Genomic DNA, 16366 nt, shown 5'->3' with positions numbered 1-16366 from the left:
TAGTTCCAGACTTCAGGCAGGGGCGGATGACCAAGTTCGACGAGGCCACGCAAGCCATCCGGGTCGACGAGAACACCTACGACGTGTGCCTCGACCCCGGCTATTCGATCGGCGGCCCGCTCAACGGCGGCTACCTCATGGCGGTGGTGCTGCGCGCGGTGGTGGACGACTCACCGTTCGAGCACCCGGTGAGCACCACCTCACAGTTCCACAAGTCGCCCGCCGCCGGCCCCGCACAGGTGCGCGTCGAGCGGCTCAAGGCGGGCCGGACCGCCGCCTTCACCCGCGCCACGCTCGTCCAGGACGGCGTCGCGCAGATTGAGAGTCTTGTCACCACGGCCACGCTGCACGGCGCCGACCCGGTCTACGCGGCCCCTTCCGCGCACCGCATGCCCCCCGCCGAAGAGTGCGTCAAACTCCCCGACCCCAAGCCCGAGTCCGGCATGACGCTGAACGCCCAGATGGAGCTCCTGTTCGACCCGCCGACGATCGGCTGGCTCACCGGCGAGCCCACCGGCAGGCCCGAGGCGCGCGCCTACTTCCGGATGGCCGAGCCGCAGGACCCCGACCCGTTCGTGCTGGCCCTGGCCATCGACGCGCTGCCCCCCGTGGTCTTCTCCGCCGGGATGCGCGGCTGGGCGCCCACCGTCGACCTCACCTGGCACCTGCGCGCGCTGCCCGCCCCCGGCCCCCTCACCCTGATCGGCAGCGGCCGCCTCATCGCCGACGGCTGGTTCGACGAGGACGTCGAGGCCTGGGACGCCGCGGGCCGGCTCGTCGCCCAGTCACGCCAGCTGGCGAGGGTGGGACGCGGGTGACCCGCCCGGCGACACACCGGGTGACACACGCGGTGTGAGCATTCTTACGCAGAGAAGATGCCGCAGGTCGCCTACCCTCTGAAGGGTGCCGGACGCGAGTATTGGGATCTTCGACAGCGGGGTGGGCGGCCTGACGGTCGCCCGCGCGATCATCGATCAGCTGCCTCACGAGTCCATCACCTACGTCGCCGACACGGCTCGTCAGCCATACGGGCCCAGACGCATCGCCGAAGTGCGCGCGTACGCGCTGGAAGTGATGGACCACCTGGTCGAGCACGACGTCAAGATGCTCGTGATCGCGTGCAACAGCGCCAGCGCCGCCGTGCTGCGCGACGCCCGCGAGCGCTACGACGTGCCCGTCGTCGAGGTGATCCAGCCCGCCACCCGGCGGGCCGTACGGGCCACCCGCACCGGCAGAGTCGGTGTGATCGCCACCCAGGCCACGATCGAGTCGATGGCCTACCACGACGCCTTCACCGCGGCTCCCGACGTACTACTCACCGGCGTGGCCGCCCCACGCCTGGTGGAGTACGTCGAGCGGGGCGAGACGGCCAGCGAGGAGCTGATCGAGGTCGTACGCGGCTACCTGGAGCCCATCCAGGCCGCCGGCTGCGACACGCTCATCCTCGGCTGCACCCACTACCCCCTGCTCACCGGCGCCATCTCCTATGTCGCCGGTGACGGGGTGACCCTGGTGTCCAGCGCCGACGAGACGGCCAAGGACGTCTACCGCATTCTGCATGACCGCGATCTGGCGGTCGGACGCGGAGCCACCCCCCGGCACCGCTTCCGCGCCACCGGCGACTCCCTGCTCTTCGCCCGGCTCGGGCGCCGCTTCCTGGGCCCGGAGATCGATGCGGTCGAAGTCGCACCAGTGGGGGGTACCACCTACAAGGGAGGCCCACATGAAGGTGACCATCATCGGCTGTTCGGGGAGCTTCCCCGGGCCTGACAGCCCCGCGTCCTGCTATCTCGTGGAGGCCGAGGGGTTCAGGATGCTGCTCGACTTCGGCAGCGGGTCGCTGGGCGCGCTCCAGCGCCATATCGGCCTGTACGACGTCGACGCGATCTGCCTGACCCACCTGCACGCCGATCACTGTCTCGACCTGTGCGGCTATCACGTGGCCCGCACCTACGGCCCCGCCGCGCCGTACCCTCGCGTGCCCGTGTACGCGCCGGCGGACGCCCCGAGGCGGCTGGCCGCCGCGTACGGCATGCCCGAGGAGCCCTGCCTGGAGACCGCCTTCGACTTCGCCGGGCTGGCGCCGGGCACCTTCGAGGTCGGCCCGTTCACGGTGACCGCCGCCTTGGTCAACCACCCCGTCGAGGCATACGGGTTCCGCGTGGAGTACGCCGGGCGCAGCGTCGCCTACTCGGGTGACACCGGCGAGTCCAGCGACCTGGTCAAGCTCGCGGCGGACGTCGACATACTGCTGTGCGAGGCGTCCCTGATCGACAGGCCCGACCTGCCCGTCAACCTGCATCTGTCCGGCCGCCAGGCCGCCGAACACGCCGCCAGGGCAGGCGCTGGGCGGCTCGTGCTGACCCACCTCGTCCCCTGGAACGACCCGGCCACCGTCATGGCGGACGCCGGCAGAGGCGGCTACGACGGGCCGGTCGAGCTGGCGCACAGCGGCGCCGTCTACGACCTGACCTGAGGGCAGGCGGAGTCAGGTCACGGAGATAGGGTGATGCGCATGTCACGACAGGATGGCCGCACTTCTGACCAGCTCCGCCCCATCACCATCACCAGGCAGTGGCTCGCGCACGCCGAAGGCTCGGTGCTGGTGGAATTCGGTGGCACCCGGGTGCTCTGCGCCGCCTCCGTCCAGGACAGCGTGCCGCGCTGGCGCCGGGGCAGCGGCCAGGGCTGGGTGACGGCCGAGTACGCCATGCTGCCGCGCGCCACCAACACGCGTAACGACCGCGAGTCCGTGCGCGGCAAGATCGGCGGCCGCACGCACGAGATCTCCCGCCTGATCGGCCGCTCGCTGCGCGCCTGCGTCGACTACAAGGCGCTCGGGGAAAACTCCATCGTGCTCGACTGCGACGTCCTGCAGGCCGACGGCGGCACCCGTACCGCCGCCATCACCGGCGCGTACGTGGCGCTGGCCGACGCCGTCGCGTGGATGCGCGAGCGCAAGATGTGCCCCGGCGACCCGCTCATCGGCTCGGTGGCCGCGGTCTCCGTGGGCGTGGTCGGCTCGGTGCCGATGCTCGACCTCTGCTACGTCGAGGACGTGGCGGCCGAGACCGACATGAACGTGGTCATGACCGGCGACGGCAGCTTCGTCGAGGTGCAGGGCACCGCCGAGGGCACGCCGTTCGACCGCGCGGTCCTCAACCAGCTCCTCGACCTCGCCGTGGCCGGCTGCGAGGAGCTGACCCTCTTCCAGCAGGAGGCGCTGGGCGCATGAGGATCGTGCTCGCCACCCGCAACCCCGGCAAGATCAGGGAGCTGCGCCGCATCCTGTCCGGGTTCGACATCGTCGGCCTGGAGGAGTTCCCCGAGATCGGCGACGTCGCCGAGACCGGCGTCACCTTCGAGGAGAATGCCCTGCTCAAGGCGCACGCGGTGGCCCAGCAGTCGGGGCTGCCCGCGGTGGCCGACGACTCGGGGCTCTGCGTGGACGTGCTGGGCGGCATGCCCGGTGTGTTCTCCGCCCGCTGGTCCGGGCGGCACGGCGACGACCGGGCCAACCTGGAGCTGCTGCTCGCCCAGGTGTCCGACGTGCCCGCCGCCAAGCTGACCGCGCACTTCACCTGTGCCGCCGCGCTGGCGCTGCCGTCAGGTGAGTCACGGGTGGCCGAAGGGCTCCTGCCCGGTCGCCTGATCTCCACGCCGCGGGGCGCCAACGGGTTCGGCTACGACCCCATCTTCGTGCCCGACGGAGACACCCGCACCACGGCGGAGCTGTCACCGCAGGAGAAGGACGCCATCAGCCACCGGGGCCGCGCCTTCAACGCCCTGGCCCCGATCGTGCGCGAGCTGCTCTCTTCGTAACCACCGCGTAAGAACCCCGCGCCCGGGGCGGCGTAGCGTCATCAGTGTGCAGAGCAATGAGAACGTGCCCGCCTGGGCCGGCGCGCTGGCGGGAATCGTCACCGGGGGCGTCGCCCTCGGTGTGGCGCAATTGGTGGCAGGGCTGGTGAGCCCTGCGGCCTTCCCCGTGCTGGCCGTGGGCGACGCGGTGGTGGACCTGTCGCCGGCGCCGCTGAAGGACTTCGCCATCCGTACGTTCGGCGAGAACGACAAGGTCGTCCTCGTCGGTGGCGTCTTCGCGCTGCTCGCGCTGGCCGCCGCCGTCATCGGGGTGCTGGCCAGGCGCAGGATCTGGTACGGCCTGGCGGGGCTGGCCGGGTTCGCGCTCCTGGGCGTGCTGGCGGTGCTGACCAGGCCCGACGCGCAGGTGGCCGACGTTCTGCCCACCGTGGTCGGGGTCGGGGTGGGGGCCTTGGCACTCGTCTGGCTGATGGGGAGGGCCCGTGTTGGGGCGGTGGCGCCGTCCTCGCGCGCCGAGCCCGCCTTGCACGCCGAGCAGGCAGAGTCGGTGTCGCCTGCCTCGCCCGCTTCGAGCGGGAGCGCCGAGCCGGTCGAGGCCGCTGGGCCTGTCGAGCGGGTGGAGCCTGAGCGGCCGGCCGTCATGCGGGCGGGTCGTGAGCCGTACGTGTTCGACCGGCGGCGGCTGATCACCGGGCTCGCCGGCGGCGTCGTGGTCGCGGGCGCCACGACGGTGCTGGGACGAACCCTCGCCGGGCAGCAGGCCGTGGACGCCGCCAGGGTCGGCGTGGCCCTGCCCGCGCCTGCTCAGCCTCTTCCCGCGCTGCCGCCCGGCGTGGACTTCAAGCTCAACGGCCTGTCATCCTTCGTCACGAAAAATGCGGATTTCTACAGGGTCGATACCGCGCTCATCGTGCCCCAGGTCGACCCGCGGACCTGGACCCTCCGCGTCCACGGACTGGTGGACCGGCCCATCGAGATCACCTACGACGACCTGCTCAAGCGCCCTCTCACCGAGGCCGACATCACCCTCGCCTGCGTCTCCAACGAGGTCGGCGGGCCGTACGTGGGCAACGCCCGGTGGCTCGGCGTCCGGATGGCCGACGTGCTGCGCGAGGCCGGCGTCCGGTCCGACGCCGACATGCTCCTGTCCACCTCCTCCGACGGCTTCACCTGCGGCACCCCGCTGGACGTCGTCATGGACGGCCGCGACGCCCTGTTCGCCATCGCCATGAACGGCGAGGCCCTTCCCGTCGACCACGGCTTCCCCGTGCGGCAGGTGGTGCCGGGTCTGTACGGGTACGTCTCGGCCACCAAGTGGGTCGTGGACCTCAAGGTCACCAGGTTCGACACCGACGAGGCGTACTGGACGCCACGCGGCTGGGCGGCCAGAGGCCCCATCAAGGTCCAGTCCCGCATCGACCTGCCCGGCTCCAAGGTCACCGCCGGCCGTACCACCATCGCCGGCGTCGCCTGGGCCCAGCACACCGGCCTGTCCGCCGTCGAGGTCCGCGTCGACCGGGGCGAGTGGCTGAAGGCGAAGCTGGCCCAGGTGCCGGGCCCGGACACCTGGCGGCAGTGGGCGCTCGACTGGGACGCCACCCCCGGCGACCATACCATCGAGGTACGCGCCACGGACGCGGCCGGCCGCACCCAGCCGGAGGAACGCACCTCGGTCGCCCCCGACGGCGCCACCGGCTGGCACACCATCACGGTCCACGCCACCTGACCTCGTTGGCCCGCTGTTGCCCGCGTTTGTGCTGGTACGGGCGTCAGTACTGGCCGAGAATCTTCCTGACTCTGCCTCTTCCTCGTGGTGGCCGCCCCTACGATCGGTCGTCGAGTATGACAGGAGGCAGGACGTGTTCCGCGACCGAAAGTCCAGCGTCCGGTGGGTCCTTCCCGAGGGGCAGTACAACCCCGTGGTCGCTGACGGGGTCAGATGGCTCGACTACGAACGCGCCGCGACCCCCGACCCACCCGACTCCACACCCACCGACCTGACCAACTCCACACCTACCGACCCGACCGACTCCACCCGCACCGGTCCGACCAGCACCGGTCCGACTCGCACCGGTCCGGCTGCACCCATCCGCACATCCCCGCCGACCGCCCAGAATCCGCTGGGCGGCCCTCGCCCACGCGACCACCTACAGACCGACCAGCCATCGAACCGCCAGCGCTCCAACGCCCGGTTCTCCAACACCGATCAGCCGACCGGCCGATCTTCCAACGGCGAGTCCCCGTACGGCGAGCAGCCGAACGGTCAGCGCGCCAACGCCCAGCACTCAGCCAGGCACACCCCACAAGGACAAGGACCGGGAGGTCAGGGTCCTGGAGGTCATGGTCCCGGAAGGCAGGGTCCCGGAGGGCAAACAGCGGCAGGGCAGGGCCGGGCAGAGCAGGGCATGCACGGACAGGTGCCGGAACTGGAGCCGGAGCAGGGGCCGCAATGGCGACGGGCGGACGGCCGGTGGCGAGGTGCCCTGGCCTCTGACGGCCAAGCCCCAGACTCGCGACCTCAGGATGACCACCTTTCAGGCGGCTCGTTCCCCAACGCCCAGCCTTCTGACGGCCTGCTACCCCATGGCCAGTTCAGGAACGGGGCCAGGCGGGACCCCTCGCTGCTCGAAGGACCTGAAGGCCCTTCGAGTCCGATGACGCCGGATACGGCTGCGGCACGAGGGTCAGGACTCCGCGATGAGCCTGAGCAGGGCCCAGCCCGGCGGGCAGCACCATCAGGTGATCACGCACCACCGCCTGCCCCGCACCGAGCTGCGATGCCGTCGGCCATGTCCAAGGCCCTGCCTCACTGGCCCGCTCCGAGCACGTCCCAAGAGCCCGGTAGCGCCCAACAGCGTGCCGGTTCTCACCAGACCGGCAGCGTTCAGCACACGACGCCTCAGCACTCCGATACCCCGCACCAGTGCGCAAGGCCGCAGGAGTCCGAGACTCCCCAGCAGTACACGAGGCCCCGAGGTTCTGGGAGCTCGCAGCAGGGCGTGACCTCGAACGGATCCTGGCCCGTCGAGGCTTCAGCTCCCCAAGCCGCATCCCGTGAATATCCACACGCGGACAGTTCGCGAAAAAACGCAGCACCAGGCGATATGTCTCGCGAAAACGCCACGACCGGGGAGTCGTCGCGAGAACCTCTGGGACATTCGCAGCCCGACGGCATGCCAGCGACGTCCAGCGCCGCGACGGCCTCCACCTCTGGTGCTCCTCGGCAAGCCGGAGTCCAGGCCGGGAGCGTAGCTCCAGGCTTCGGCGAAGCTCCCAGCGCTGCTCACAGAGGCGCTGCCCCACAGGGGAGCGCCGGCGACCAGCGGGATGTTCCAGGAGCCAACCCCGCTGCGTATGCTCGCGCCTTCCCCAGGGTTGGCCCCTACGCACAAGTGGCCTCCCCTGCCCAGGCCGGCACCTCTCCTCAGATCGGCTCATCTGCCCGGATCGGAGACCCTCGACCGGGCGGTTCGTCCGCTGGGGTTGGGTCGTCCGCACAGGGTGGGGATTCTCCCTTGGGCGGTTCGTCTGGCCAGGTAGACCAGCCTGGCCCTTCCCTCCAGGGCGGCCCGTCTGCTCGGGTTGGGTCGTCTGCTCAGGGGGGCAACGTCTCTCAGGCGGGTTCTCCGGGTGAGACGGGCTCCTCTGCTGGGGTCGGTAACCCTTCTCCGGTCGGCCCGTTTGCGCAGAACGGCCCCTTTGCTCAATCTGGTTACCTTGCTGATGCTCCCGCCCCGAACGGTGCTGCCGGTTGGGGCGGTGCGCCCGTTCGGGGCGACGCGCCTGTTCGAAGCCAGGCATCTGGTCGAGGCGGTACGCCTGCCGACGGGCGTTCGGCAGCCGGGGCGGCGGACGTGGCGGTTCGTGGCCCGGGAGGGACCGCAACACAGGGAACGGCCGACGGGCCGGGCCATCAGGCGCCCGCTCCGAATGAAGCCCCGGGACCGGCGGCGCGATTCTCCACGCCGGGAGCTGGGACGGCCCACGCTGACGGCCGGGCCGGCGTTTCGGACGGCGGGCGGGCTGACGCTTTCGGCAACGGCCGGGCTGACGTTTCAGGAAACGGGCGGGCCTCCGGGGGTTGCGCATCGTCCGGGGTTTCCGTGGGGGTCCCGGCTGACGCCGGTTGCCGGGCTACGGGTGGGGGTGGTTCAGCGGCCCAGGGGAGGTGGGGGAGGGCAGGCGGCACCGCCGCGTACGACTGGTTCGACTGGCCGCATCGGCCGCCCAAGCTCGCCGACAGCAGGCCGTACGGTGTGCCGGGTGGGCTGGTGGCGCCGGACCCGCAGGTGCAGCGGGACCTGGTGGCGGCCGTGACGCCGGGTGCTCGGTTCCCAGACCCGCGCGGCACCTGGGTTCGGCTGATCAATGGGGGCGGGCCGACGGACGATCCGTTCCGGGCGTCGAACGCCGCCGACTGTGCGCTGGCCGTGGTGTCCACCTGGCACGGCGAGCCGGCCGCGTCCGCCCCGAGGATGCCCGAGTACGACAAGATCGGCAGGCCGCTGCTCACCGGTGAGGCCGGGAGCGCGGCGCGGATGGAACGCTGGGTGGGGCAGCGGTTCCAGCACGCGGGGCAGGGGAGGCACGCGTACCCGATGGTGGCGCGGCGGCTGCGGGAGGCCGGGCACGGGGCCTGTGCGGTCATCGTGGTGCGCTGGCCCGGCGGCGGGACGCACGCGTGGAACGCGGTCAACTCCCACGGTGAGGTGATCTGGATAGACGCGCAGCGCGGTCATATGGCCGTGGAGCCGCCGTACACCACGGTGACCGGGGTGTTCTGCGTCGTCCTCGACAGGCAGGGACAGTCACGATGAACATGGACCAGGCGCGGGCGCTGGCGGAGGAGTACTTCAACGGGGTGCGGCCGGCGGACGCGACGTACTCGGTGGGGATTTACGGGTTCGATGAGGGATATGTCGCCTGGGTCCGCGAGTTGGAGCCCGATGACCCGGTGAGACTGCCGGACGCGGTGGGGGGCGGCTGCATCGTGATCGACGGCAGCACGGGCGAGGTGGCGGCCCGCCCCCTGCTCGATCCGGAGACGGTGGCCGAGCTGTGGCCCGGCCACCGGACCCGCTGACGAAGGCAGTGCGTTCCGGCTCAGCGGATCCTTCGGCCAAGGCTCGTGCCTTCGGCGCTCGCCTGATCGCGAGGCGGAGTCGTCATGGGCAGGCCGGCAGCGGCCCCGGGCGGGATTGCGCGGGGCCGGGCGTTGCCCCCGTGGACGCCCGGCCCTGCGCATGGTGCCGCCGGGCCGGGCCCGGCGGCGTCACACCTACATCTATCCGGATTTATCGCCATAAATCGGATTCGAGGGCATCAATACCGAGCCCACCCATCACCCCGCAGCCAGCGAGCCGACGATCGAGGCCCTGGCGGCCCGCCGGGAGGGCAGGATCGCGGCCACCACCCCCGCCAGCCCCGAGAGCACCACGAACAGCCCGATCTGCCCGGCGGACGCGGAGAAGACCGCTCCGTCCATCAACGCCCGCGAGGCCGCCCACCCGAACGACACCCCGAGCACCACTCCCACCAGCGCCCCGATCAGCCCGAGCACCAGTGCCTCCACCGAGAGCATCCGCCGCAACTGGGGCCTGGTCAGCCCGAGCGCCCGGAGCAACGCCGATTCCCTGGTCCGTTCGTACACCGACAAGGACAGTGTGTTGGCGATGCCGAGCAGTGAGATCAGGATGGCCAGCCCCAGCAGGCCCGTAATGATCATCAACAGCATGTCGAGCGTCTCGTCGAACTGCCCGCGCACCTCGGTCGAGCTCTGCACCTGGACCGTCGGGTACGCGGCGGTCGCGGCGTCCACCACGGTGCGCGCCTGTCCGGGTGAGACGCCTTCGCCGATGTTGAGCAGCACCAGGCTGTCGTCAAGCACGCCGAACGCCTCCTCGAACTGCGGCTCGGCCATGGTGAGCGTCGGCAGCGGCGACTCCGCGTCGACGATGGCCACCACCTTGAGCGGCACCGTCCCGGCCTGCTCGGTCTTGACGGACACCGTGTCGCCCACCTTGACGCCGATATCGGTGGCCGCGTGGTCCGCCAGGATCGCCTGGCCGGCCCCGAAGTCCCGCATGGAGCCCGACAGGACCTCCGGCTCGATCGGCCCGTTGTACGTTCCGACCTGGGTCTTGATGCCGCCGACCGACGCCCGGGTGTCGCGGATCCGCAGCACCGCCGCCAGCTCCGGCTTGCCCCGGAGCTCCTCGCCGATGGTCCGGGGGATGGTGGCGTCGCGTTCCTGGGTGATGAGCTGGTAGTCGACCGGGAACTGCTCGTCGAGCTTGACCGTCACCGTCGCCCGGGTGGACGCCGTGACCACCGAGATCAGCGTCATGAGCGTCACGCCGATGGTCAGCGCCACCGTCGTGGTCGCGGCCCGCTTGGGGTTGCGCCCGGAGTTGTCCACGGCCAGCCGGCCGGGCACGCCGAAGAGCTTGGCCGGGATCCAGCCGATCAGCGCGCTCAGCGGCTTGACCAGCACCGGTCCGAGGATCAGCACCCCGAGGAAGGTCAGCACGCCGCCCGCCATCACCACGAACAGCGAGCTGTCCTGGCCGGGAGGCAGCGCCAGCGCGCCGACGCCGGCCGCGCCCAGCCCCGCGAGCAGGAACAGCGACGCGAAGACCACGCGCAGCGCCCCGGCGCGGAACGTCTGCTCCTCCACCTGCGTGCGCAGCGCCGCGATCGGCGCGACCCGGGTGGCCGTGCGGGCCGGCAGCACCGCCGCACCCACGGTCACCACGAGCCCGAGCACCAGGCCGATCGCGATCGTGGCGGGCGTGAGCGTGACCGCCGCGTCCGTCGGCAGTGGCGCCTCGAACGCGGCGAGCACCGCCAGCGTGAGCACGCTCAGGCCGTACCCGGCGGCCAGGCCGAGCACCGAGGCGACCAGCCCGACCACCGCCGACTCGATCAGGACCGAGCCGAACACCTGGCCACGCGTCGCGCCGATGCACCGCAGCAGCGCCATCTCCCTGGTGCGCTGGGCGACGAGGATGTTGAAGGTGTTGTAGATGACCAGCGTGGCCACCAGCATCGCCACCAGCCCGAACATCAGCAGGCCGATGGTCAGCACCTCTATCTCCACCCCGGCCTGCTTGGCCAGGTCGGCGGCGAGCTCCGTCCCGGTCTTGACCACGTGCGCGCCGCCGACGGCCGCCGCGACGGCCTCTTTCAGCCGTACGGGATCGGCACCCGCGACGTCGATCTCCTGGAAGCCCTTCTCGCCGGTCATCCGCTGCGCCGTCGCCATGGTGAACCCGACCACGCCGGTGTAGGACAGCTGCTGATCGAGTCCGGGATCGAGGGTGCCGACGAGCTTGAAGGTGTGCTTGCGCTGCTCGGCGTCCAGCACCGTGATCGTGTCGCCGAGCCGGAACCCCTGGGCCTCGGCGGTGTTCTTGTCGAGCACGGCCGCCCGGTCGTCGGATCCCGGGCCGGTGCCGGTGACGATCGTGGTGCGGTCCAGCGCTCCCGGCACGATCGACACGGCCGTGGTCGGCATGTCGCCGGCTGTCTTGCCGTCCTTGCCCAGCAGCGGCGCGGGCCCGCGCAGCAGCCCCTGCGCCTCCCGCACCCCCGCGACGCCGCGCACCCGGTCCAGCGTTTCCGGGGCGATCGTCTTGTTGTCAGACCCTCCAGGCAGTACGGCCACCGCCACCTTCTCGGCGTCGGCCGTGACGCGCTGGCCGAACCCGGCCTGGATGGTGTCGTTCAGCACGAACGTGCCCGCGATGAACGCCACCCCCAGCACGATCGCCAGCGAGGTGAGCAGCAGCCTCAGCTTGTGCGCGCGCAGCCCGGCCCAGGCCGTCTTCACCACGTCAGGCCTCCAGCTTCATCAGCGTGTCCAGCACGGACTGCGGCGTGGGCGAGGTGATCTCGGTGACCAGCGCGCCGTCACGCAGGAACACCACCCGGTCGGCGTACGACGCGGCCATCGGGTCGTGCGTGACCATGACGATGGTCTGGTCGAGCTCCCGCACGGACGTCCGCAGGAACGACAGCACCTCCGCGCCGCTGCGCGAGTCGAGGTTGCCGGTCGGCTCGTCGGCGAAGATCACCTGCGGCTTGCTGATCAGCGCCCTGGCCACGGCGACGCGCTGCTGCTGGCCACCGGAGAGCTCGGCCGGCCGGTGGCCCAGCCGGTCCCTCAGCCCGACGGTGTCGATCACCCGGTCGAACAGCAGCTGGTCCGGCTGGCGTGCCGCGATCTCCAGCGGCAGGCGGATGTTCTCCTCGGCGGTCAGCGTGGGCAGCAGGTTGAACGCCTGGAAGATGAAGCCGATCCGCTCACGGCGCAGCAGGGTGAGCTGCTTGTCGCCGAGCCCGGTCAGCTCCACGTCACCGATGTGCACCGTGCCGGAGGTGGCGGTGTCGAGCCCGGCGAGGCAGTGCATCAGCGTCGACTTGCCCGAGCCGGACGGGCCCATGATCGCGGTGAAGGCGCCGGTGGCGAAGGCCACGTCCACCTCGCGCAGTGCGTGCACCTGTGCGTCGCCTTGGCCGTACACCTTGGTCAGGGCCTGGGCCAGCACGGCGGGTGGGGCCTGTCGCCAGGTTTCGGTGAGAGTCACGTTCGCTCCTTGTCGTTCTTGAACGCGACTCACGCTATGGCCGGAAATTTCGGGTTTTGTGGGCCTTGAGGAGGGACTTTGTGTAGGCCGTCAGATGACCCGGGTCAGCCGTTCGGCCGATGCGACGGCACGATCAGCCCGGCTTCGTAGGCGTACACCACGACCTGCGCCCGGTCCCTGACCCCCAGCTTGGCCAGCACCCGGCCCAGGTGCGTCTTCACCGTCGCCTCCGCCACCTCCAGCTCGGCCGCGATCTCCAGGTTGGAGCGGCCCCGCGCCACCATGAGCAGCACCTCCCGCTCGCGCGGCGTGAGCTCGGCGGTCGCGGCCGGGGCCTCCGACGGCAGGTAAGTGGCGAACCTGCCGAGCATCCGCTTCAGCGTGCTCGGCGCCACCACGGCGTCACCGGCGTGCACCGACCGGATGGCGCTCAGCAGCTCGGCGGTCGGCACGTCCTTGAGCAGGAACCCGGAGGCCCCCGCCTTGATCGCGGCGAACGCGTACTCGTCCAGGTCGAACGTCGTCAGGATGAGCACCTTCGGCCCGGTGATGTGCCGGGTCGCCTCGACGCCGTCCATCCTCGGCATCCGCACGTCCATGAGGACCACGTCCACCTCGACGTCCTTCAGCACCTCGATCGCCCGCAGCCCGTCCCCGGCCTCGGCCACCACCTCGATGTCGGGCTGCGCGCCCAGCACCATCCTGAACCCGGCACGCAGCAACTCCTGGTCATCGACGAGCATCACGCGTATCACTGGCCGCTCCTCGCAGGCTCTAGGCGGCCCTGGCCTCGGGCATCGGCAGTTTCGCCAGCACCTCGAAGCCGCCGCCCGCTCGCGGCCCGGCCGTGACCGCTCCGCCGTACATGGTGACTCTCTCCCGCATCCCCACCAGCCCGTGCCCGCCGGACGCGAGCGCCGCCGCCGCGCCCCGCCCGTCGTCGGTCACCCGCACCACCAGCTCGAACATGGAGTAGCGGAGCTCGACCAGCGCCCGGACGCCGGGGCCGCCGTGCTTGAGCGCGTTCGTCAGCGCCTCCTGGACGATCCGGTAAACGGCGAGCTGCTTGCCCTCGGGCAGCTCCGCAGGCGTGCCCACGACCTGCAGCCGCGCGGGCACGCCCGCCCCCCGCACCAGCTCCTCCAACTGCGCGAGCCCGGGTTGCGGGGTGTACTCGGTGCTCTCGTCCTCCCGCAGCACCCCGACCAGCCTGCGCATCTCGGCGAGCGCCTCACGCCCGGTCTTGGAGATGTTGCGTACGGCCAGCCGCGCCTGCTCGGGATCGCCGTCGATGGCGTACCCCGCGCCGTCGGCCTGCACCACCATCACGCTGACATTGTGCGCCACCACGTCGTGCAGCTCCCTGGCGATCCGGGCGCGCTCGGCGGCGGCCGCCATCCGGGCCTGCTGGTCGCGCTCGAACTCGGCCCGCATCGCCCGCTCCTCCAGGCTCTCCAGATAGCGCCTGCGTGTGTTGGCGTACAGGCCCGTCAGCCAGACCGTCACCACGAAGATCGAACCGCTGGTGAACATGCCCAGCGTGGCCGTGTCCCACTGCACCAGGGCCAGGAACACCCCCAGCTCGGCCACCAGCATGGCGGCCAGCGACCAGCGGAAGGAGGCACGGTAGGCCACCGACCACAACGCCACCAGCACCGCCAGATTGGCGGGCAGCACCCCCGACTCCGCCAGCCACTGACCGAAGCTGATCAGCGAGACGACCGCGAACACCACCAGCGGACGCCCCCGCCACAGCAGCGGCAGCAGCAACGCCAGGCTGACGGCCAGATAGACAGGCACGCTGAACGGCGGCATCGGGCCACTCGACGGCGCGCCGATGTACGTGGCCAGCGGTAACAAGCACAGCAGAGCCAGAGGAGCCACCCGCAGGGCGTCCATCAGCTTCCCATGGCGCGTGGACCACGCCCGTACCCTGCCGAACACATCATCACGATACGTATGGATGGGGAGAGGTTGGTCAGTCTTGAGGCGGATGTTTGCCTACGACCCTGGTCTTACACGGGTCTTACGAGTGGTAGGCCAATCTTGTACCTGGGTGCGCCTCTCGGGGCGAGTAAAGGGAGATCGTGATGGCGGATCATGATCGTGAAGACGGGTCGCGCGGCGAGGTGCCGCGCGACCCGTCTCACGAAGAGGGGGCCGCGCAGAGCGCGTCCGACGACACACAGACATCTCCCTCACCGGACCCCGCCCACGACGTCTCCCCCTCATCTACGGACAGGCCCACGGCGAGCGGCGCGACGGCGGGCGACCCAACGGTCAGCGGCCACACGCAGGCCGATCCCGCAGAGGGCGGTCATGCGGCGGCCGGTCACGCGACCGGCGATTTCGCTCAGGGCGGGCGTGCGACGGGCGGGCCCGGTGGTCCCATGCCCGGTGGTCCCACGTCCACCGGTGGTCCCATGCCTGGTGGTTTCACGGCCCCCGGATGGGCGGGACCTCGGCCGCCGGAACCGGGTTCCTGGCGGGACTTCGTCCGTCAGAAGCCGGCCCAGATCATCGGCGCCGGCCTGATCGGCCTCATCGTCGGCTGCCTGATCGGCGGCAGCGCCGTACTGCTGATCGGCAGCCTCACCTCCCACGATTCCTACAGAAGCTGGGAGCGGCCGGCCCTGGACCGTCGTTACGGCCCCTTCCAGCCCGACTACCGCGCCCCTCACCACCCGGCCTGCCGCCCCGTTCCCGGCGGCACCTACTGCCGCCACCCGGCCCCGTACCCGATGCCCCTGCCCAGCGACGGGTCGTCGATCAGCCCTCCCAAGCCGACGCCCACCCTCGCCACTCCCGTCCCCACCCGCACGGGCTAAGGTTTCCCCGCAAGGCGAACGAACGTGACGCCGGCCGTCGGAACCAGGGGATCGCATGTCAGAGACGCACAACGGCGACATGGTGGCTCTTGTGCCGCAGAAGCTCGGGCTCGCCGCCCTGTCCGCCGTGTCCGGCGTCCGCCCCGTCCTCTACGACGTCACGGCTCCGCTGCCCGCGGAAGCCTCGGACGCCGAGGTCATGGTCGTCCCCTCGCGCCCCCTGGACCGCGTACTCGCCCTGGTGAAGGAGCTTCCCTCGCTCCGCCTGGTCCAGACCCTCAGCGCCGGCACCGAACAGCTGTCCGGCCGCCTCCCCGACCAGGTCGCCCTCTCCAGCGCCCGAGGCGCGCACGGCCTCGCGGTGGCGGAGTGGACGGTCGCCACCCTCCTCGCCGTCTACCGTGGCCTCCCGACCTACGTGGCCAACCAGGCCGAGGCCCGCTGGCACCCGCGCCCGACGGAGACCCTGGCCGGCAAGAAGATCCTCATCCTCGGCGCCGGCGACCTCGGCACTCGGCTCCGCACCCACCTGGAGCCCTTCGGCGTCGAGATCACCATGGTCGCCCGCCGTGCCCGCCACGACGTCCACGCCATGGACGACCTGCCGCGCCTGCTGCCCGCCCACGACGTGGTGGCTCTCATGCTCCCCCTGACCGCCGACACCCGCCACCTGGCCGGCCAGGACTTCCTGAGCAGGATGCGAGACGGCGCCATCCTCGTCAACGCGGCCCGCGGCGGCGTCGTCGACACCGAGGCCCTGCTCGCCGAGACCCGGTCCGGCCGCCTGCGCGCCATCCTCGACGTCACCGACCCCGAGCCCCTGCCCTCGGACCACCCGCTGTGGCACTCACCGGGCGTCCTGATCACCCCACACGTGGCGGGCAGCGTCCCCGAGGCCGACGAACGCGCCTGGCAGGTAGCGGCCACCCAGATCGGCCAATTCGCCAGAGGCGAACAACCGGCCAATCTGGTTATTTAACCATTTTTCACCTTACGGAATCCGCGCCGATTTCCTGTCGTCGAGAAATGTCGGTGGCCTTGCCTAGGCTGTCCGCATGTCGTACGGCGATATCAGCACGGATGAGCTGGCCCGATGCGTGAGGCGGGCGCGCTCGATAGCAGAAGTCC

At 71.0% G+C, this 16366-nt stretch carries 14 protein-coding genes; 10 read left to right on the top strand and 4 right to left on the bottom strand.

What is annotated here, in order from left to right; translation table 11 throughout:
* Positions 1-26: 26 nt before the first annotated feature.
* The 8 genes from ACTMTF_RS12955 to ACTMTF_RS12920 all read left to right on the top strand — a co-directional run bounded on the left by ACTMTF_RS12955 (position 27) and on the right by ACTMTF_RS12920 (position 8905).
* A complete protein-coding gene (locus tag ACTMTF_RS12955) occupies positions 27-818 on the top strand; it encodes a thioesterase family protein (RefSeq protein ID WP_441110813.1) in 792 nt (263 codons plus the stop codon).
* Positions 819-903: 85 nt separating this feature from the next.
* Positions 904-1770, top strand: a complete 867-nt coding sequence (gene murI, locus ACTMTF_RS12950) for a glutamate racemase (protein ID WP_441110812.1) — start codon at positions 904-906, stop codon at positions 1768-1770.
* Positions 1724-2476, top strand: a complete 753-nt coding sequence (locus tag ACTMTF_RS12945) for an MBL fold metallo-hydrolase (protein ID WP_441110811.1) — start codon at positions 1724-1726, stop codon at positions 2474-2476. The genes murI and ACTMTF_RS12945 overlap by 47 nt, the downstream gene beginning before the upstream one ends.
* 39 nt (positions 2477-2515) lie before the next feature.
* Entirely contained in the window at positions 2516-3235 is a 720-nt protein-coding gene (rph, locus tag ACTMTF_RS12940) for a ribonuclease PH (protein ID WP_441110810.1), read from the top strand.
* A complete protein-coding gene (rdgB, locus tag ACTMTF_RS12935) occupies positions 3232-3822 on the top strand; it encodes an RdgB/HAM1 family non-canonical purine NTP pyrophosphatase (RefSeq protein ID WP_441110809.1) in 591 nt (196 codons plus the stop codon). The genes rph and rdgB overlap by 4 nt, the downstream gene beginning before the upstream one ends.
* A 46-nt stretch (positions 3823-3868) precedes the next feature.
* A complete protein-coding gene (locus ACTMTF_RS12930; protein ID WP_441110808.1) occupies positions 3869-5548 on the top strand; it encodes a molybdopterin-dependent oxidoreductase in 1680 nt (559 codons plus the stop codon).
* A 2377-nt stretch (positions 5549-7925) separates the two neighbouring features.
* Positions 7926-8639 (top strand): toxin glutamine deamidase domain-containing protein, encoded by a 714-nt coding sequence (locus tag ACTMTF_RS12925; RefSeq protein ID WP_441110807.1) that lies wholly within the window; start codon positions 7926-7928, stop codon positions 8637-8639.
* Entirely contained in the window at positions 8636-8905 is a 270-nt protein-coding gene (locus ACTMTF_RS12920; RefSeq protein ID WP_397010176.1) for a hypothetical protein, read from the top strand. The genes ACTMTF_RS12925 and ACTMTF_RS12920 overlap by 4 nt, the downstream gene beginning before the upstream one ends.
* A gap of 258 nt (positions 8906-9163) precedes the next feature.
* Here ACTMTF_RS12920 and ACTMTF_RS12915 read toward each other — a convergent pair whose 3' ends face one another.
* The 4 genes from ACTMTF_RS12915 to ACTMTF_RS12900 form a co-directional block, all read right to left on the bottom strand.
* Positions 9164-11656 (bottom strand): ABC transporter permease, encoded by a 2493-nt coding sequence (locus ACTMTF_RS12915; RefSeq protein WP_441110806.1) that lies wholly within the window; start codon positions 11654-11656, stop codon positions 9164-9166.
* A gap of 1 nt (position 11657) precedes the next feature.
* Positions 11658-12410: an ABC transporter ATP-binding protein gene (locus ACTMTF_RS12910; RefSeq protein WP_441110805.1), complete on the bottom strand. Its 753-nt coding sequence runs from the start codon at positions 12408-12410 to the stop codon at positions 11658-11660.
* A 104-nt stretch (positions 12411-12514) separates the two neighbouring features.
* Positions 12515-13165: a response regulator gene (locus ACTMTF_RS12905; protein WP_441110804.1), complete on the bottom strand. Its 651-nt coding sequence runs from the start codon at positions 13163-13165 to the stop codon at positions 12515-12517.
* Between the two features lie 19 nt (positions 13166-13184).
* Positions 13185-14354 (bottom strand): sensor histidine kinase, encoded by a 1170-nt coding sequence (locus tag ACTMTF_RS12900; RefSeq protein ID WP_441110803.1) that lies wholly within the window; start codon positions 14352-14354, stop codon positions 13185-13187.
* 146 nt (positions 14355-14500) lie between these two features.
* Here ACTMTF_RS12900 and ACTMTF_RS12895 point away from each other — a divergent pair, with 146 nt between their 5' ends.
* The gene (locus tag ACTMTF_RS12895) at positions 14501-15238 is read left to right on the top strand and encodes a hypothetical protein (protein WP_441110802.1); all 738 of its coding nucleotides are present in this window, start codon (positions 14501-14503) and stop codon (positions 15236-15238) included.
* Between the two features lie 55 nt (positions 15239-15293).
* Entirely contained in the window at positions 15294-16217 is a 924-nt protein-coding gene (locus ACTMTF_RS12890) for a 2-hydroxyacid dehydrogenase (RefSeq protein WP_441110801.1), read from the top strand.
* The last annotated feature ends 149 nt before the right edge of the window (positions 16218-16366 follow it).

The sequence above is a fragment of the Nonomuraea sp. ZG12 genome (assembly GCF_052068115.1).
In the GTDB taxonomy this organism is placed as follows: domain Bacteria; phylum Actinomycetota; class Actinomycetes; order Streptosporangiales; family Streptosporangiaceae; genus Nonomuraea.
Note: the sequence above shows the minus strand (reverse complement) of the source record. Positions and strands in the feature narration are given on the sequence as shown.